The organism is Cupriavidus sp. Met-2 (assembly GCF_049843575.1).
GTDB lineage: Bacteria > Pseudomonadota > Gammaproteobacteria > Burkholderiales > Burkholderiaceae > Cupriavidus > Cupriavidus metallidurans.
Genome location: NZ_JBBHZL010000002.1, coordinates 60321 through 77854, shown reverse-complemented (window position 1 = coordinate 77854; position 17534 = coordinate 60321). Strand labels below are relative to the sequence as shown.

Below are 17534 nucleotides of genomic sequence, written 5' to 3'. Positions count from 1 at the left end.
GGCTATATCCATGTGGTGATGTCGATGTCATTGACTCCGACAATACATGAGATGGCTGCGCTAACTGATTGAACCTGAATGCTTTATCCCTGGCAACGAGATGACTGGCATCGGCTGACCGCGCTACGCGACCGGCTGCCGCACGCGCTGCTGCTTCACGGCCAGCAAGGCATCGGCAAGCGCGATCTGGCGTTGCACTTCGCGCAGGGCCTGCTTTGCGAAAGCGCGCTGCCCGATGGCCAGCCCTGCAATACCTGCAGCGCCTGCCACTGGTTTGGTCAGGGCAACCATCCCGATTTCACGGTGGTTCGGCCCGAGGCACTGGAAGCCGGCGCTGGAGAGGCCGAAGGCGACGGCGAGAGCGGCAGCAAGAAGAAGGCGCCGAGCAAGATCATCCGCATGGAGCAGGTGCGGGCGCTGATCGAAGCGGTGGGTGTTGGCACGCACCGCGCGGGTTTGCGCGTGGTGGTGGTCTATCCGCTCGACGCGCTGCAGACTGAAGGCGCCAACGCGCTGCTCAAGACGCTCGAGGAGCCGCCGCCGTCCACGGTGTTCCTGCTGGTCACGGATCGTATCGACCGTGTGTTACCGACGATCCTGTCCCGCTGCCGCCAATTCTCGATGACGCGGCCGACCAGCGCGGATGCGCTCGATTGGCTGCGCGGACAGGGGGTGGCCGATGTGGAGGCGCAACTGGCGCTGGCTTGGGGGGCGCCACTGACGGCGCTGCACGCGGCCGAGGCCGAGGAACAGCCCTTGCAGCGCTGGCTGGTCGGCCAGCTCGGTAGCGCGGCTGCGCTGGATGCCCTGGCCGCCGCGGAGCAATTGCAGAAGCTGCCGGTTCCCGCCGTGCTCGGCACCCTGCAACGCTGGACGTACGATCTGCTGGCGCTCTGCCTGGGTACGGGTGCCGCACGTTACTTCCCGAAGGAGCAGACGGCACTGGCCCGCTGCGCCAGCGCAACCGACGCGCATCGGCTGCAGGCGTTCGCCGCGCGGCTGGTCGGACATCGTCGCAATGAGAACCATCCGTTGGCCGCGCGCCTCGTGATGGAGTCGGTGTTGCTCGATTACCGACAATTGTTCCGTTAGCGTGCGTCTCGCGGTAGGAATCGTGCCGCACACGTGGTACAAGTCGAACAAAGCGAATTTCAAATAGCCCGCACAAAGCGGGCAACGCTGCAACAAGGGGTCAAGATGAACACACCAGCCATAGCGGCGCCGACACGACCAGCGGTCGGTCCCGCCACGATTCCCAATCCTGCGACGACCGGCCGCCCGAACGTGTTGTCACTGTCGATCAAGGACCAGGCAGGGCTGTATGCGGCCTATATGCCGTTCCTGGCGCGCGGCGGGATCTTCGTGCCTTCGAACCGGCCGTTCAGGCTTGGGGAGCAGGTATTCCTGGTGCTGTCGCTGCTGGATCGCCCGCAGAAGTATCAGGTGCAAGGTACTGTCGCGTGGATCACGCCGGTCGGCACGCCGATGAAGACGCCCGGCGTGGGGGTGCATCTCCCGGACGACGATATTGGCCGTTCGCTGAAGCGCGCGGTGGAAGAGATTCTTGGCAAGACGATTGAATCCGGGCGACCGACCCAGACCCTGTAGTCCATCTGGAGTTGCTGTCTTGCGCGAAGTATTAGTCGCAACTTGTTGTAATTTATGAATGTTTTTGGTTTTGCCGCGGGTATCGTCGTTCGATGCCGGGCCGGTGACCGTGGCGTCGAGCGAGACCTGATGATCGCCCGACGTCGGCTCGATTGAGATATCCCCATGTTTGTTGATTCCCACTGCCATATCGATTTTCCAGAGCTGGCCGAAAGGCTGCCGCAGTTGCTCGAGAACATGCGGACCAATCAGGTGTCGCACGCCCTCTGCATCTCGGTGACGCTCGAGGACTTTCCGCGCGTGCTGGCGCTGGCCGAACAGCATCCGAACCTGTATGCCTCAGTCGGCGTGCATCCTGACTACGAGGAAGGCGCCGAAGAACCGACACTCGAGCGGCTGGTCACGCTGTCGGCGCATCCGCGAGTGGTTGGTACCGGCGAGACCGGGCTGGACTACTACCGTCTCAATGGTCGCAGCATCGCGGAGATGGAGTGGCAGCGTGAGCGGTTCCGCACCCATATCCGCGCGGCCCGCCAGACTGGCAAGCCGCTGATCATCCATACGCGATCCTCGGCGGACGACACGCTGCGGCTGATGCGCGAGGAAAACGCAGGTGAGGTTGGCGGCGTCATGCACTGCTTCACGGAGACCTGGGACATCGCCCGGCAGGCGCTGGACGAAGGCTTCCATATTTCGTTCTCGGGTATCGTCACGTTCAAGAGCGCGGCTGACCTGCAAGAAACCGCGAAGAAGGTCCCGCTCGACCGCATGCTGATCGAAACCGATTCGCCTTATCTTGCCCCGGTGCCGTACCGCGGCAAGACGAACGAGCCGGCCTGGGTGCGTTACGTGGGCGAGTTCATCGCCAAGCTGCGCGATGTTCCCGTGGAGACGATCGCAGAACAAACTACAGATAATTTTTTCCGCTTATTCAAGCACATAGACAGGAATTCTCATGCTTGACTTTAAGATCAGACGCGGGGTCGCCGCAATGGCCCTGATCTGCGCGGCTTGTGCGAGTGTGGCCGCTCCGGCCGACGATATGCGCAAGGCCGTCGAGTTCGATGACGCCAACACCGTGCAGAAGCTGTTGGCGCGTGGCGTGGATCCGAATCTGGTCGACAACCGGGGCGATCCGATGCTGGTGGTGGCGCTGCGCGAGAAATCGACCAAGGCGGCAACGGCGCTGATCAAGGCCAAGAACATTGACTTTGACAAGACCAATCCGGCGGGTGAGAACCCGCTGATGATGGCCAGCCTTCAGGGCGAACTGGACATGGTCAAGCTGATGGTCGACGGCATGGAGGCCGAGGTTAACAAGAAGGGCTGGGCGCCGCTGCACTACGCGGCGACGAATGGGCACAACGATGTCGTCAAGTATCTGGTCGATCATGCGGCCTACATCGATGCGGAAAGCCCGAACGGCACCACGCCGCTGATGATGGCTGCGCGCGGCGGGCATATCGATACCGTCAAGCTGCTGCTCGACGAAGGCGCGGACATGCGCCTGAAGAACCAGCAGAACATGACCGTGATCGACTTTGCCGAGCAGTACAACCAGAAAGAGATTGCCGACGGCCTCAAGTCGCGCTGGCAGAAGCTGTATGGCGCGGTGCCGCCGCCGGCACCGAAGCCGAAGCCCTGGACGCCGCCTGCTGGTCAGGCGAAGTAGTCAGGCTGTCAGGTACGCAGTCGTTTCCAGACGCCGCCCATCTGGGCGGCGTTTGCATTACGGGAATTCGCGCTCGGTGATCGTGACCGACCGCGACTTTCCGGGGGCCGCATACAGCGTCAGCACGTTGCGCCCAGCGCTGGTGCTGCCTGCCTCCCGCATTTCCTCGAACACGAAGCGCTCCGACCGGTAGATCTCCCCGGTGTCCAGGCTCTGGTAGCGCACGTCATAGCTGCCCTGCGTGATCGCGTCCATCGTGAACGAAGACCCGACAGGGATGAAAGTCGTCCGTACCGGCACCGGGATGCCGCCGTTGACGGCCACGAGCTTGAGCAGCACGTCGGACGGACCGCGTGAGTTGTCGACGGTCAGCGTCGACAGGCCGCTTGTATTCAGCACCGGATAGCCGGGCAGGTAGCCCGAATTGGTTGGCCAGGGCAGGCCGCGCGGAGTCAGGCTCGGACGCAAATATTGGGCCTCGCGCGGCAGGTCAGCCGGGACGGGGGTGACGATTGACGCCGCCGCGGCCGGCTGGACGAGCGCCGCGCCTGGCTTGTCGACGGCCGGCTGAGTTGGCGTGGCCCAGTCTCCCAGCAGCACGACAATGGCGGCCCCGATGCCCGCATAGAGCAGGAGCGACCATTTCCTGGCCAGCGGCTCGCCCGGGCGCTGGCCGTCCTGTCGGGGTTTGCGTCGCTTCTTCTGGGCGGAGTCGGCAGCGGATTGGCCGGGTGCGGCGGCTCCGGTGGCCCGTGCCGATGCCTGCGCCGACTGTGCCGGACGCGCGGGGCGCCCCTGTGGGCGTGGGGCCTGCGCGGTGGCACGGGATGCTGCCGCCTGTTGGGCCTGGCGCTGCCTGCGTTCGGCGTCCAGCTTTTCCTGCGATGCTATCCACTGGTCGTGCTCGGCGCGCTTGGCCGGGTCGCTCAGCACGTCGTACGCGGCGTTCAGCAGCCGCATGATGCGATTGGCCTGTTCGCTATCGGCGTGCCTGTCCGGGTGGTACTTTTGGCTAAGCGATTTATATGCGGCCCGAATGACTTCTGCGGGCGCATCGCGGGAGACCTTGAGGTTGTCGTAATGGGTATGCATCAGGCGAAGAAGGACGCAATATCGGTGTTCGACGACAAATAACGGCAGGGCGCCGCGATTCTCAAGTATTCACGCAAATTGGCGGGCGGGTATGCGGGCTAGCCAACAAATACAGACATGTCCGCGATGATCCGTTCCGCATTGTCGCTGTTCTTTGACGTGGCCACCAGATGGATGCCTCCAATCGCCGGGCTAAAGTTCCGCCGCAATCTGCCGATATAGGCGGCAAATGACGAGGGCCTGACAAGAGCCCAAAGTTCCGGGATGGCGGGGCATCTGCTCCGCCGCAGTTCATGGGGGGCAAGGACATGCTGAGAAGAATCAAGGCGGAACAGCTTCAGGTGGGCATGTTTGTGTCCAGGCTGGGCGGGCCATGGATCAACCATCCATTCTGGCGCTCGCGCTTTCTGGTCAGTAGCGACGAACAGATCGAGCAGATCCTGGCGGCCAATGTGCAGGACGTCTGGATCGACATCCTGAAGGGGCGCAACCTGCCGATGCAGAGCACGCCGGAAGTTGCCGATTCGGAGGTGGATGCACAGCCCGAGTCGGGTTTCGAGGACGAACTCGAACATGCGCGCGAGCTGATCAAGTCGGGCCGGGCGGTGATCGGGTCGATTTTCAACGACGTGCGGATGGGACACGCGCTCGAGACCAACGGCGCGCTGCTGCTGGTGGATTCGGCATCGACATCGCTTTCGCGCCATTCGCAGGCGTTGCTGGCCATGGCGCGGCTCAAGGCCAAGGACGACTACACGTACCTGCATTCGTACTCGGTCTGTGCGCTGATGATCGCCGTGGGCCGTACGCTGAAACTGCCCGACGGTGAAGTGCGCGAGCTTGGCCTGGCCGGGCTGGTCCACGATATCGGCAAGCTGACGCTGCCCGAGTCACTGCTGATGAAGGCGGGGGATCTGTCGCCGGCCGAGTACGAGCAGATGCGGCGGCACCCATCGGCCGGGTACCGTATCCTGAACGAGGCGCGGCTGTATACGAACATTCCGCTCGACGTGTGCGTGCATCACCACGAACGGGTGGATGGCAAGGGCTATCCCTTCGGTCTGTTCGAGAATGAAATCAGCGTGCACGCCAAGATCGCGGCGATCTGTGATACCTACGACTCGCTGACATCGCCGCGGCCCAACCACCTGGCCTGGTCGCCGGCGCGTGCGATGGAGTACATCGCCGTGCGCGTCGACACGCTGTTCGATCGCCGCGTGTTCAAGGCGTTTACACGGACGGTCGGTATCTACCCGCTGGGCACCGTGCTGCGGCTGCGCTCGGGACGCCTGGCGGTGGTCTGCGGGCAGAACGCGAACGAACCGCTGCGGCCCCGCGTGATGACGTTCTATTCGGTGTCACAGTCGGCGCCGCTGCCGCATGAGGTTCTCGACCTGACTCAGAGCGAGGATTCCGTCATTGCCTTCGAGGATGCCCGGCAGTGGGGCTTCACCGACGAGCAACTGATGGCAATGTACGCGCCACACGTGAAATAGACAGAACGCGCGTGCGTCGAACGCGGCGGACGTCGAACGCCAAATGTGGGCGGGGCGGGCAGAAATAGTAGACTTGGCGCTTGTCAGCCCGTATTTATCAGCCCGTACCGCTTCACTGCACATGACCTTCGACGCCCTGCTTGAACTGTTCGAGCAACGCATCCCGGCCCACCCGTGGGCTCAGATCACCTTGTACGTCCTGGCGCTGGTCCTGCTGGCCGGCATCGCGCAATGGCTCGTGGCGCGCGTGGTCGGCCGGGTGGTCTATCGCGTATTGAGTCTTTCCGGCCACGGCAACTGGGCCGGGGCGCTGCTGCGCCACCGGACCTATCGCCGGCTGGGCTACGCGGTGTTCCTGGCCGTGGTCACGGTCGGCATCAGCCAGGTGCCGAACCTGGGCAAGTTCTCGGCGGCCATCGAGCGGCTGGCTCATGCGGGCACCTGGATCAGCGTGTTCCTGATGCTGTCTGGCGTGCTCGATGCGTGGCAGACCGTGTTTTCCGGCAGCCGCAGCGCGCAGACGCATTCGATCAAGGGCTACATCCAGGTGGCCCAGCTCGCGCTGTGGCTGGTCTGCGGTGTGCTGGTGCTGTCGATCCTGATCGACCGCTCGCCGCTCTGGATGCTGTCCGGTATCGGCGCGCTATCGGCGGTGCTGCTGCTCGTGTTCAAGGACACGCTGCTGTCCCTGGTAGCCAGCACTCAACTCACCTCGAACGACATGCTGCGCATTGGCGACTGGATCGAAATGCCCCAGTCCAATGCCGATGGTTTCGTCATGGACGTGGCGCTGCATACGGTCAAGGTCAAGAATTGGGACAACACCGTGACGACGGTGCCAACCTACAAGCTGTTCTCGGAGAGCTACCGCAACTACCGGCACATGTTCGAGTCCGGCGCGCGCCGCATCAAACGGACGCTCCGGATCGATGCCACCAGCGTGCGGTTCCTGGACGAGGAGGAGGTCAGGGCGCTGATGCGGTTCAAGCTGCTGCATGACTATCTCGAGGTCAAGCAGGAGGAGGTCGATCGGGCCAACCGGGAGATCCTGCGTGCCGACACAGATCCGGTCAACCGCCGTCGGCTGACCAACCTGGGCACGTTCCGCGCCTATGGCATCGCCTTCCTGCGCGCGCATCCGGAAATTCATCACGATCTGCTGCTGAACCTGCGGATGATGGAATCGGACTCGCAGGGCATTCCGATCGAGATTTACTGCTTTACCACGCTCACGAACTGGACGGACTACGAACGTATCCAGGGCGATATCTTCGACCACCTGTTCGCGATTCTGCCGGAGCTGGGTTTGCGGGTGTATCAGGCGCCATCAGGCGCGGATCTGAGCGGGCTGCGCAGCGGTGCGACGATGGCCGACCAGCACGCCGCACTGGCCGTGGCCGCCGCGGACTCGGGGATGCGCCAGCCGCCATCGGCCCCGACGGATCGGGCCGACAGGGTGGCGTAGGGGGGATTTCTCCCTGTCCCTTCTCCCTTCTCCCGTCGTCGGGAGAGGGGAGTCAGCAAAGCGCAGCGCTTACGCCTTCCGCGGCTTGACCTTGCCCGCCGCTTCCTTGGCGCGCTCGCGTGCCGTATCCACGTCTTCGGCGTAGGCCAGCGCCACGCCCATGCGGCGCTTCGTGAACGACTCCGGCTTGCCGAACAGGCGCAGTTCCGTCTGCGGCACGCGCAGCGCCTCGTCCACGCCATCGAAAACAATGCCTTCAGCTTCAACGCCGCCGTAGATCACGGCGCTCGCGCCGGGCGCGCGCAGCGCGGTGCTGACGGGCAGGCCGAGGATGGCGCGGGCGTGGAGTTCGAACTCGTTCTGCCACTGCGTAATCATCGTCACCATGCCGGTGTCGTGCGGACGCGGGCTGACTTCGCTGAACCAGACCTGCTCGCCCTTGACGAACAGTTCCACGCCGAACAGGCCCTGGCCGCCCAGATCGGCGGTCACGGCACGCGCGATATGCTGCGAGGTTTCCAGTGCCTTCGGGTGCATCGGGTGCGGTTGCCAGCTTTCCACGTAGTCACCCGCGACCTGCACGTGGCCGATCGGCTCGCAGAAATGCGTTTCCACTTCGCCATTGGCGCCCACGGCGCGCACGGTCAGCAGCGTGATTTCGTAGTCGAAGTCGATAAAGCCTTCGACGATCACGCGGCCGTGGCTGACGCGGCCGCCGGCCATGGCATAGTCCCACGCGGCCTTGACGTCCGCGGGACCGTCGATCTTGCTCTGGCCCTTGCCGGAACTGCTCATCACGGGCTTGACCACGCACGGGTAGCCAATGCCGCCGTCGATCGCGGCTTGCAGTTCCTCGAGCGAATCGCAGAATTTGTACGGGCTGGTGGGCAGGCCCAGGGTCTCGGCGGCCAGGCGGCGGATACCTTCGCGGTCCATCGTCAGGCGGGCGGCGCGAGCCGTGGGGATCACGCGAACCACGCCGGCCGCTTCCAGGGCTTCGAGCATTGGCGTGGCGATGGCTTCGATCTCTGGCACCACCAGATCCGGCCGCTCGGCTTCGATCAGTGCCTTGAGCTGTTCGCCGTCGCTCATCGTGATCGTGCGCGCATGGTGGGCCACCTGCTGGCCCGGCGCGTTCTCGTAGCGGTCGACGGCGATCGTCTCCACGCCCAGGCGCTGCAGCGCGATCAGCACTTCCTTGCCCAGCTCACCTGAGCCTAGCAGCATGACTTTGGTGGCGGACGGGGAGAGGGGCGTTCCAAGGGTGGTCATGGGGCGGCTCGATCAAGTCAGAAAAACCGGGATTGTATACGCGGGCGATGCCCGGCGCGACATCCCGGTTCCCTGACGTCGCGTATGCCCCTCAGTACGAGATCTTTGCGCTGACGCTGATCGCACGCGGATCGCCCGGCTGGATGTACTCCGCGTACTGGAAGCCCCAGTAGCGCTTGTTGGTCAGGTTGGTCAGCGCTGCCCGCAGCGTCAGTTCTTTGCCCGCCACGCGCGTGCTGTAGGTCGCGCCAAGGTTGAAGATCGTGTAACCACCCAGCGTGAGGTCGCCGGCCGGGCGCAGCTTGGTTGTGCCCGTGTACTTGCCGTCGATGCCCACCTTCAGGCCCGGCACGTACGGAATGCGATACGCCAGCCGGCCGGTCAGGATGAAGCTGGGCGCGCCGGCCACGCGGTTGCCGTTGTAGGTCTGGCCCTTGTCGTAGTAGCTGTCCAGATACATCGCGCTGCCGCCCACTTCCCATTGGGAGCCGATGCGCGCGGCTCCAGCCAGCTCTGCGCCCTGGTAGATCGACAGGCCATCCTGCACCAGCACGTTCTGCGAGTTGGTGTACTCGGCACCGCGCTCGATGCGGAACAGCGCCGCCGTGCCGGTCCAGAGACCCTGATCCGTCTTCGCGCCGATTTCGTATTGCTTGCTCTTGACCGGATTCAGTTGCGCGCCCGCGTTCGCGAACGTCGTGCCGACCGTGGTGCCGCCGTCGAACGCTTCCACGTAGCTGGCGTACAGCGTGGTGCTCGGCATCGGCTTGAACATCAGCGCGACGGTCGGCGTCAGCAGGCCGGTCTTGTCATAGTGGGTGGTGCGCGTGCCGTCGGTCCCGTAGCTGTTCTGCTCGTAGTTGGTGAAGCGCAGCCCGCCCAGCACCGACCAGCGCTCGGTCAACTGGATCGTGTCGCTCATGAACAGCGCCTTTTGCGTGATGTCGCTGGCACGGTACTTGTTGAACGCAACCTGGCTGTAGTAAACGCCGGTGTACGGCTGCGACAGGTTGCCTGGGTCCAGACTCAGCGACACCGGGTTGCTGCTGTAGCGGTTGACCTGGTTCTGCCACGTCACGCCGCCGACGAACTGGTGCGAGAACGGGCCGGTACGAAAGCGGCCTTCGACCATGGTCGTCCACTGGTTGAACTGGTGTCCCTCTGCGCCGTCGTAGCGCAGGTCGGTGTAGTCGCCGTTGCTGTCGATCAGGCTCAGGCTCGACTCGTTGCGGCTGCGCGACTGCTTGCTGAAGCTGTAGATCGTGCTGACCGTCCAGTCGGTGTTGAGGTTGTAACGCAGGCCCGTGGAGTAGAACTGCAGGTTGGAGTAGAAGTGCTGGTCCGGGCCTGCGAACAGGCCACCCCGGCCGCTGACCACGCCTGGCAACTGGCTTCCGGGGGCAAGGCTGTATGTGGTGAAGGTGGGCGTCTGGCCGAAGGTGCTGCGGTCCTGGTAGATGCCGTCGAAGGTCCAGGTCAGGTCTCGCGTGATGCGGGCGTCCAGGCCAAGCGATATGGAGTTGCGGTTCAGCCCGACGGCGTTCGACGGCTTGCCTTCCTCGTGCGTCAGGTTCAGTCGGTAGCCGAACATGTTGTCCGGGCCGGCCCGGCCACCGACGTCGACATGCTCGCTCCACAGGTGGGACGAGCGATAGCCCAGTTCCGCGCTGGCCGTGAAGACGTCGGTCGGCTTCTTCGTAATGTAGTTGACCGTGCCGCCCGGGTTACCGAAGCCGTACATGAAGCCCGATGCGCCCTTGAGCAGTTCCACCTGTTCGAGCTGTTCGTAGGGCAGCGTGATGCCGTAGCTCACGAACGGCATGCCGTTGATCTTGAATCCGTTCTGCCAGTCGAGCTGCAGCCCGCGCACGGTCAGGTAGGACGCCCATGCATTGTTCGCGTTGCTGTTGTCGGAGACCGATGCATCGGTGAAGAACACGTCGCCGAGCTTGGTGACCTGGCGTTCGGCCAGGTCGTCGCCGGTGATGACCGTGGTCGAAAACGGTGTGTCGAGCTGTTTCCGGGAACCGAGCGCGCCACTGGTCATGGGCTTGTCCAGGTGCGGTCCGACGTCGATTTCCTGCGCGGCGCTCACCGTTACAGTCGGCAGCGCCTGTTCCGGGGCGGCTTGTGCCGTTTGTGCGGTTTGCGTGGTCTGGGCGGTCTGGCCGGTCTGGGCGAACGCGCCAAGCGGCAGGCCCGCGATGACCGCCACGCGGGCGATGAAGACTGTGGCGCGCAGGCGCGACGGGACAGGCTGCCGGTGGACGGGGCGGGCGGCCGGGAACTGGCGGGATGACATTGGAGCTGGCTCGTTCGGTTCTTGTTGATAGTGTAAATACGAACAATTCGTATTTACACTATGGGAGGCCGAATCATGCCCAGTGATCCATTGAGTCGTCAAGCAAGCCCTTGTTGCCAAAGCGGCATTTGCCGCCCAGGTCGCTTTGGCCGCTTTGGCCGCTTTGGCCGTCTCGTCTGTTGTATTTTCCCGTCCCGGCGGGGTGCCGGAACGGGAATCAGCGTAGCCCCAGCTGCACTTCGAGGTTGTGGGCCAGCGTCACCAGCCGGGGGCCGACAAACTGCTCGACCGCATGGAATCTGCCCGGCTGCGCCCGGATGCCGCTGTTGATCACGAACCACTGCGAGTCAACGGGCTTGCACAGAGGAACGGCAAAGCCGAACACGTCATGGCGCCACTCGGCGCGGTTCGTACAGTAGCCCAGCCGCTCGAGGTCCTTGCGTGCCTGGGACAGTCCCGGCGCACCACGTGCGAAAGCGTCTGGGTCCTGCAGGCGCAGGCGGTTCAGCACCGGGTCGCGCAGTTCTGCCGGCGCGCGGCAAAGCCAGGCCTTGCCGATGGCCGTCGTCAGCATTGGCAGTGCCGCGCCGATATCGGGCGGCACCACGAGGTTGTCCGTCGAGCGCGCGGTCTCGACGTAGATCATCTGCGTCCGGTCGCGGATGCCGAGCGAGACCGCGCCGCCCACTTCGTCGGCCAGCGCCTTCATCAGCGGCCGCGCAATCTGGCGAATCGGCATGCTGGCCAGCAGCGGGTAGCCCGGCGCCAGCACGGGTGCACCCAGCCGGTATTTGCCAAGCGCGGTGTCATGACGCAGATAGCCGAGCGCGCTGAGCGTGTGGGTGAGACGTGCCACGGTCGACTTCGACAGCCCGGTGCGCTGCACAAAGTCCTTGTTGCCCAGCAGCGATTCGCCTGCCCGATAGGCCAGCAGGATGTCCAGTCCGTTGGCCAGCGTGGTGGCGAACTGGCGGTCGCGGGCGTCGTCCGGAGGGATGTCGGTGGCGCTCATCGTCACTCCCAGGCCACCAGTGTTTCCACCTGCGCCACCAGCTTCAGCAGGCGCGGCCCCATCTCCCGTTCGAGCTTCCGGGGCGTCATGCGCACCGCGGGCACGCCGCAGTTGAAGACCAGGATCTCGCCGTCGATGGGAGTCCGCATCGGCACGGCCACGGCGTGAACGTCGCGCTGCCAGTCGCCACGTGACCGCGTAAAGCCGAGCGTCGCCAACTCCTCGATGGCCGTATCCACGGCACCCGCCAGCCGTTCGTAGTCGTCCGGCTCGGCCTCTCGCAGCGCGTCGAGCAGGCGGTGGCGCACGTCTTCCGGTGCCCGTGCCAGCCATGCCCGGCCCATCGCCGTGGCCAGCATCGGCAGGGATGCGCCGATGTCCGGACGAAATGCGATCGCGTCGTGACCTCGGCTGGTTTCGACGTAGACCATGCGCAGCCGGTCGCGCAGCCCCAGCGATACGGAGCCGCCAACCTGATCGGCCAGCGCTTTCATGAGCGGCCGGGCCAGCTGCCGCACGCGCAGGCTGGCCAGCAGTGGATACCCAAGCGAGAGCGCGGTCGAGCCCAGCCGGTAGCGGCGCAAATGGGTGTCGTAGAGCAGCAATCCGCGCGCCGCCAGCGTGTAGGTCAGCCGGCTGATGGTCGCTTTCGACAGACCGGTGCGATCGGCCAGTTCCTTATTGCCGAGCACGGTCTCGCCCACGCGAAAGCACTGCAGCAACGCCAGGCCGTGGGCCAGCGTGGTGGCAAAGGCGGGATCGGGGTGATGGGGGCGCGTTGGCATCTGGCGTTTGGTTTGGCGTTCATCTTACCGAAGCGATGTGCCGATTGCGCAATGGTTGTTCAAGATAGCGAAACAACGGTGCCGACATTCGGGAGGCGCGCGTACGCTCCTCGACATCAAAAATCATGGTGGAGCGAGACGATGATCCGGGACCCCGAAGCTTTCGATGCCTTTCTGCAGACCCTGCGGCGCTTCGTGCGCGAGAAGCTCGTGCCGCGCGAGGCCGAGGTGGCCGAACATGACGAGGTGGCGCAGGATCTGGTCGACGCCATGGCCGCGCAGGGCATGTTCGGCTACTCGATTCCCGAGCAGTACGGCGGCGCCGGCATGACCACCGAGGAACTGGTTCTGGCGGCGATGGAGTTGTCGCAGTGCTCGGTGGCGTTTCGGGCGCGGGTCGGCACCAATACCGGCATTGGCTCCGAAGCGCTGGTGGCTGATGGCACGCCCGCGCAGAAGCAGCACTATCTGCCGCTGCTGGCCAGCGGGCAGCTCACCGGATCGTTTGCGCTGACCGAGCCCGAGGCCGGCTCCGACGCCACGGCGCTGCAGACCACGGCCGTGCGCGACGGCGATGCCTACATCCTCAACGGCACCAAGTGCTTCATTACCAATGCGCCGATTGCTGGCCTGTTCACGGTCATGGCACGTACCGATCCCGCCAATCTGGGCGCAGGCGGGATCTCGGCCTTCATCGTGCCGCGCGAGACACCGGGGCTAAGCACGGGCCGGCCGTACCAGAAGATGGGCCAGGCCGGATCGCCGGTGTCCGAGGTGCATTTCGACAACTGCCGCGTGCCGGCGGTCAACCTGATCGGCGGCGAGGAAGGCAAGGGCTTCCGCACCGCGATGAAGGTGCTCAACAAGCAGCGTATCCATCTGGCGGCGCTGTGCACCGGGCCCGCGATCCGGATGCTCGAAGACGCGGTGCGCTTCGTCACCGAGCGCAAGCAGTTCGGGCAGGTGCTGGCCGATTTCCAGTTGGTGCAGGCCATGATCGCCGACTGCCAGACCGATATCCACGCGGCGCGGGCGCTGATTCTGGAAACGGCACGCAAGCGAGATCTGGGTGAGGACGTGACGATGCAGGCGTCGATCTGCAAGTACTTCGCGTCCGAGATGTGCGGCCGCGTGGCCGACCGCTGTGTGCAGTTGTTTGGCGGCTACGGCTACATCGCCGACTACGGCATCGAGCGCTTCTATCGCGATGTGCGCCTGTTCCGCCTGTACGAAGGCACCAGCCAGATTCACCAGATCAACATCGCCAAGCGGACCTTTGCCCAGGCCGGCGGCCAGCGCTGAGCGGGCTATCCAGGCCCCAGACCCCAGACCCCAAAACCCAGATTCACGGAGACAATCATGATCAAGCCCTTGATCGCGGCGGCCGGCATGTCGTTCGGCCTGTTTTTCGGCATGGCCCCGGCGCACGCCGAGACCCCTTATCCGAACAAGGTGATCAGGCTGGTGGTGCCGTTCGCGCCGGGCGGGTCCACCGATGTCGTCGCCCGGCTGATTTCCGAGCCGCTGCGCGACGAACTGGGCCAGACGGTAATCGTCGACAACCGGCCGGGCGCGGGTGGCAATATCGGCGGCGACATCGTCGCCAAGGCGGCGCCGGACGGCTACACGCTGCTGCTGGCCGCCGCCGGGCCGACCGTCATCAATCCGAGCCTCTACCCGAAGATGTCCTACGATCCGGTGCGCGATCTGGCGCCGGTGACGATGATCGAGCGCGAGCACAACGTGATGGCGGTCAATGCGTCGCTGCCGGTCAAGAACGTGCAGGAGTTCATTGCCTACGCCAAGTCGCACCCGAACCAGCTTTCGTTCGGATCGCCGGGCAACGGCAGCCCCGCGCAACTGGCCGGGGAACTGTTGAACCAGACCGCGGGCATCAAGCTCCAGCACGTGCCATACAAGGGTAGCGGCCCGGCCGTGGCAGACCTGATCGCTGGCCATATCACACTGCTGATCGACAATATGCCGGCGCTCTGGCCGCACGTTCAGTCGGGCAAGCTGCGCGCGCTGGCTGTGACCAGCGAAAAACGCGCTACGGCGGCGCCGGGCCTGCCGACGGCACAGGAAGCCGGGCTCAAGGGCTATGTCGTGACCGCTTGGAAAGGCCTGATGGTGCCTGCGCATACCCCGCGTCCGGTCGTCGACAAGCTTAACCAGGCGATGGTGAAGATTCTGGCGCGGCCCGAACTGCGCAAGAAGCTGGTGGAACTGGGCGCGGAGCCGGTGGGCGATACGCCCGAGCAGTTCGGACAACAGATTCGTACCGATGCGGCGTGGTGGGCCGCACTGGTCAAGTCCACCGGCACCACGCTGGAATGATGGCCATGGGAACCAATGTTGCGGAGCTGCGCGGCAAGGTGCGGCGGTTCGTCGAACAGCACGCGATCCCGAGCGAAGACCCTGCACTGGCGCACGACGTGCAGCGCCTTGACGTCGTGGTCCGGCGGCTGCAGGGTCTGGCCCGGGAGGCGGGCATCTACGCCCCCCATCTGCCGCCCGAGCACGGCGGGCTCGGGCTCGACTGGCAGGCGCGTGCCGAGATTCTGGAGGAAGCCGGCCGCAGCTTCCTTGGCGCTCCGGCGCTGAATTGCGCGCCGCCCGACCAGCCGAACATGATCAACCTGATGCGCCACGGCAACGCCGCGCAGCAGGCGCGCTACCTGCAGCCGCTGGTGCGGGGCCGGATCCGTTCGTGCTTCGCCATGACCGAACCGGCGCCCGGCGCGGGCTCCGATCCGTCGATGCTGCGTACCACCGCCACGCGTCAGGACGGCAAATGGGTCATCAACGGCCATAAGTGGTTCATCAGCGGGGCCGTGGATGCGGCGTTCGCGATCGTGCTGGCGCGCACCGATGAGGCGGCCGGTACCGGCGCCACGATGTTCATCGTCGATACCGACAACCCTGGCTACCGCCTCGTGCGGAACATCGCGGGGATGGACGGCTATCAGGTGGGCGGCCACGGCGAGATCGTATTCGAGCAATGCGTGGTCGATGACGACGCGGTGCTTGGCCAGGTCGGGCAGGGCTTTGCCTATGCCCAGGCGCGGCTGGAGCCCGCCCGGCTGTCGCACTGCATGCGTTTCATCGGCCGCGCGTCGCGTGCGATGGAGATCGCGCAGCAGTACGCCGCGCAGCGCGAGTCATTCGGGCAACGGCTGGCCGATCTGCAGCAGGTGCAGGCGATGGTGGCCGATTCGCATATCGACCTGCATGCCAGCCGGCTGATGGTGCGCGATTGCGCGCGCAAGATGGACGCCGGGGAATCGGTCAAGCACGACTCCGCGATGACCAAGATCTTCGTGTCCGAAGCGGTCTGGCGCGTGGCTGACCGCGCGGTGCAGATCATGGGCGCGCTCGGCATTTCCGATGACACCCCGGTCTCGATGATCCAGCGCGAACTACGCCCGTTCCGGATCTACGACGGTGCGTCCGAACTGCATCGTGCCACGCTGGCACGTCGCATCTTCCAGCACGGGCTGCGCCCGTGAATCCGCAGTCAACCGCAAGCAATCGCATGAATCCCGAAGCAGAACAACCCGGTGGCCCGCTGGCCGGGGTACGCATCCTCGACATGGCCACCGTCATCGCCGCGCCGTTTTCCAGCACGCTGTGCGCGGACATGGGCGCAGACGTCGTCAAACTCGAACTGCCCGATGGGAGCGACCCGCTGCGCGGGCTGGCTCCGGTCAAGGGCGATCTGGCGCTGTACTGGAAGGTGACCAATCGCGGCAAGCGCGGTATCACGCTGGACGTGCGCAAGCCGGCCGGGCGCGCATTGTTCCTGCGGATGCTGCCGGACTTCGACGTGCTCGTGGAGAACTTCCGGACCGGTACGCTTGATCGCTGGGGGCTCGATATCGACACGCTGCGGCGTGCCAATCCGCGTCTGGTCGTGCTGCGCCTGACCGGCTTCGGGCAGACCGGCCCCTACGCACAGCGCGCCGGGTTTGCGCGGATCTTCGAGGCGATGAGCGGCTTCACGAACCTGACCGGCGAGACGGGCGGGGCGCCGCTGCATATGAACTACCCGATGGGTGACATGGTGGCCGGCCTGTTCGGCGCGTTCGCGATTGCCAGCGCCATCGCCGAACGTCGCCGGCCTGGCAACGAGGCCATGCCGGGCCAGGAAATCGACCTGGCCGCCACCGAGGCGCTGTTCCGGTTGCTGGAGCCGCTGGCGGTCGAGTACGAGCAGCTTGGCCAGGTCCGCCAGCGCGCGGGCAATCGCGCCACGTATACCGCGCCGTCGAACATGTATGCCACGGCCGATGGCCAGTGGGTATCGCTGGTGGCATCGTCGGGCCCGATCTTCCGGCGCCTGTGTCAGGCGATCGGGCAGCCGGGCATGGCCGACGACCCGCGCTTCGCCACCAACCCGTCGCGGGTGCGCCATCTGGACGCGCTCGATGAAGTCGTCGCCAGGTGGTTCGGCAGCCATGCCTATGCGGATGTGGCAAGCACCCTCGAGGCGCACGAGATTCCGTTCAGCAAGATTTTCTCGATCGCCGATATCGTCGACGATCCGCACTTTCAGGAACGGCAGGCGATCGTCAGGCTGCCCGATCCGGACCTGGGCTCGATCCCGGCACCCTGCGTGGTGCCAAGGTTCGCCGGACACACCCCACCGCCAGCCAGGAGCGGGCCGGGGGTCGGCGAGCACAATGCGGAAGTCTACGGCGCGTTGGGACTGACGGCCGCCGACCTGACCGGGCTGCGCGAGGGCGGGGTGATCTAGGCGGGCTGTGGTCAACGGCTTGCATCGACAACATACATACCCTCCGCGGCGTGGTTGTTGCGTTGCGGCACTTG

General features: G+C 65.0%; 15 protein-coding genes. 10 read left to right on the top strand and 5 right to left on the bottom strand.

The window, feature by feature from the left end; translation table 11 throughout:
• The first annotated feature begins 78 nt into the window (after window positions 1-78).
• The 4 genes from WD006_RS05525 to WD006_RS05510 all read left to right on the top strand — a co-directional run bounded on the left by WD006_RS05525 (window position 79) and on the right by WD006_RS05510 (window position 3280).
• On the top strand, window positions 79-1092 hold the full coding sequence (locus WD006_RS05525) for a DNA polymerase III subunit delta' (RefSeq protein WP_425648075.1): 1014 nt from the start codon (window positions 79-81) through the stop codon (window positions 1090-1092).
• Between the two features lie 105 nt (window positions 1093-1197).
• Window positions 1198-1608 carry a PilZ domain-containing protein gene (locus WD006_RS05520; protein ID WP_011516555.1) on the top strand — a complete coding sequence of 137 codons (411 nt, stop codon included), beginning with the start codon at window positions 1198-1200 and terminating at the stop codon, window positions 1606-1608.
• A gap of 165 nt (window positions 1609-1773) precedes the next feature.
• Complete coding sequence (locus WD006_RS05515) at window positions 1774-2571, top strand: TatD family hydrolase (RefSeq protein ID WP_029307841.1); 798 nt, start codon at window positions 1774-1776, stop codon at window positions 2569-2571.
• Entirely contained in the window at window positions 2564-3280 is a 717-nt protein-coding gene (locus tag WD006_RS05510) for an ankyrin repeat domain-containing protein (RefSeq protein ID WP_017513406.1), read from the top strand. The genes WD006_RS05515 and WD006_RS05510 overlap by 8 nt, the downstream gene beginning before the upstream one ends.
• 57 nt (window positions 3281-3337) lie before the next feature.
• Here the strand turns inward: WD006_RS05510 and WD006_RS05505 are convergent, their stop codons facing one another.
• A complete protein-coding gene (locus WD006_RS05505) occupies window positions 3338-4372 on the bottom strand; it encodes a J domain-containing protein (RefSeq protein WP_060784206.1) in 1035 nt (344 codons plus the stop codon).
• 308 nt (window positions 4373-4680) lie between these two features.
• Here WD006_RS05505 and WD006_RS05500 point away from each other — a divergent pair, with 308 nt between their 5' ends.
• Both WD006_RS05500 and WD006_RS05495 read left to right on the top strand, forming a co-directional pair.
• The gene (locus WD006_RS05500) at window positions 4681-5868 is read left to right on the top strand and encodes an HD-GYP domain-containing protein (RefSeq protein ID WP_017513408.1); all 1188 of its coding nucleotides are present in this window, start codon (window positions 4681-4683) and stop codon (window positions 5866-5868) included.
• A gap of 121 nt (window positions 5869-5989) precedes the next feature.
• Entirely contained in the window at window positions 5990-7333 is a 1344-nt protein-coding gene (locus tag WD006_RS05495) for a mechanosensitive ion channel family protein (protein ID WP_029307843.1), read from the top strand.
• A gap of 69 nt (window positions 7334-7402) precedes the next feature.
• On the opposite strand, the gene purT is transcribed toward WD006_RS05495, so the two are convergent.
• The 4 genes from purT to WD006_RS05475 form a co-directional block, all read right to left on the bottom strand.
• Window positions 7403-8605: a formate-dependent phosphoribosylglycinamide formyltransferase gene (gene purT / locus WD006_RS05490; protein ID WP_011516549.1), complete on the bottom strand. Its 1203-nt coding sequence runs from the start codon at window positions 8603-8605 to the stop codon at window positions 7403-7405.
• Between the two features lie 91 nt (window positions 8606-8696).
• On the bottom strand, window positions 8697-10907 hold the full coding sequence (locus WD006_RS05485) for a TonB-dependent siderophore receptor (RefSeq protein ID WP_029307844.1): 2211 nt from the start codon (window positions 10905-10907) through the stop codon (window positions 8697-8699).
• A 217-nt stretch (window positions 10908-11124) separates the two neighbouring features.
• A complete protein-coding gene (locus WD006_RS05480) occupies window positions 11125-11919 on the bottom strand; it encodes an IclR family transcriptional regulator (RefSeq protein WP_011516547.1) in 795 nt (264 codons plus the stop codon).
• A gap of 2 nt (window positions 11920-11921) precedes the next feature.
• Entirely contained in the window at window positions 11922-12704 is a 783-nt protein-coding gene (locus tag WD006_RS05475; RefSeq protein ID WP_029307845.1) for an IclR family transcriptional regulator, read from the bottom strand.
• Window positions 12705-12845: 141 nt separating this feature from the next.
• Between WD006_RS05475 and WD006_RS05470 the strand changes: the two genes are divergently transcribed.
• From WD006_RS05470 to WD006_RS05455, 4 genes are read left to right on the top strand one after another with little or no spacing between them, the layout of a single operon-like run.
• Window positions 12846-14006: an acyl-CoA dehydrogenase family protein gene (locus WD006_RS05470; protein WP_029307846.1), complete on the top strand. Its 1161-nt coding sequence runs from the start codon at window positions 12846-12848 to the stop codon at window positions 14004-14006.
• A 57-nt stretch (window positions 14007-14063) separates the two neighbouring features.
• On the top strand, window positions 14064-15041 hold the full coding sequence (locus WD006_RS05465; RefSeq protein ID WP_029307847.1) for a Bug family tripartite tricarboxylate transporter substrate binding protein: 978 nt from the start codon (window positions 14064-14066) through the stop codon (window positions 15039-15041).
• Window positions 15038-16213, top strand: coding sequence for an acyl-CoA dehydrogenase family protein (locus WD006_RS05460; protein ID WP_080711401.1), 1176 nt, complete (start codon window positions 15038-15040; stop codon window positions 16211-16213). The genes WD006_RS05465 and WD006_RS05460 overlap by 4 nt, the downstream gene beginning before the upstream one ends.
• Window positions 16214-16239: 26 nt before the next feature.
• The gene (locus WD006_RS05455; protein WP_029307849.1) at window positions 16240-17460 is read left to right on the top strand and encodes a CaiB/BaiF CoA transferase family protein; all 1221 of its coding nucleotides are present in this window, start codon (window positions 16240-16242) and stop codon (window positions 17458-17460) included.
• Window positions 17461-17534: the final 74 nt, after the last annotated feature.

What these genes read in the sequence shown, in the direction of transcription:
- WD006_RS05505 (WP_060784206.1), bottom strand. Translation starts at nt 4,372, where the DNA reads ATGCATACCCATTACGACAACCTCAAGGTCTCCCGCGATGCGCCCGCA.
- WD006_RS05495 (WP_029307843.1), top strand. Translation starts at nt 5,990, where the DNA reads ATGACCTTCGACGCCCTGCTTGAACTGTTCGAGCAACGCATCCCGGCC.
- purT (WP_011516549.1), bottom strand. Translation starts at nt 8,605, where the DNA reads ATGACCACCCTTGGAACGCCCCTCTCCCCGTCCGCCACCAAAGTCATG.
- WD006_RS05485 (WP_029307844.1), bottom strand. Translation starts at nt 10,907, where the DNA reads ATGTCATCCCGCCAGTTCCCGGCCGCCCGCCCCGTCCACCGGCAGCCT.
- WD006_RS05480 (WP_011516547.1), bottom strand. Translation starts at nt 11,919, where the DNA reads ATGAGCGCCACCGACATCCCTCCGGACGACGCCCGCGACCGCCAGTTC.
- WD006_RS05460 (WP_080711401.1), top strand. Translation starts at nt 15,038, where the DNA reads ATGATGGCCATGGGAACCAATGTTGCGGAGCTGCGCGGCAAGGTGCGG.
- WD006_RS05475 (WP_029307845.1), bottom strand. Translation starts at nt 12,704, where the DNA reads ATGCCAACGCGCCCCCATCACCCCGATCCCGCCTTTGCCACCACGCTG.
- WD006_RS05510 (WP_017513406.1), top strand. Translation starts at nt 2,564, where the DNA reads ATGCTTGACTTTAAGATCAGACGCGGGGTCGCCGCAATGGCCCTGATC.
- WD006_RS05520 (WP_011516555.1), top strand. Translation starts at nt 1,198, where the DNA reads ATGAACACACCAGCCATAGCGGCGCCGACACGACCAGCGGTCGGTCCC.
- WD006_RS05500 (WP_017513408.1), top strand. Translation starts at nt 4,681, where the DNA reads ATGCTGAGAAGAATCAAGGCGGAACAGCTTCAGGTGGGCATGTTTGTG.
- WD006_RS05455 (WP_029307849.1), top strand. Translation starts at nt 16,240, where the DNA reads ATGAATCCCGAAGCAGAACAACCCGGTGGCCCGCTGGCCGGGGTACGC.
- WD006_RS05470 (WP_029307846.1), top strand. Translation starts at nt 12,846, where the DNA reads ATGATCCGGGACCCCGAAGCTTTCGATGCCTTTCTGCAGACCCTGCGG.
- WD006_RS05515 (WP_029307841.1), top strand. Translation starts at nt 1,774, where the DNA reads ATGTTTGTTGATTCCCACTGCCATATCGATTTTCCAGAGCTGGCCGAA.
- WD006_RS05525 (WP_425648075.1), top strand. Translation starts at nt 79, where the DNA reads ATGCTTTATCCCTGGCAACGAGATGACTGGCATCGGCTGACCGCGCTA.
- WD006_RS05465 (WP_029307847.1), top strand. Translation starts at nt 14,064, where the DNA reads ATGATCAAGCCCTTGATCGCGGCGGCCGGCATGTCGTTCGGCCTGTTT.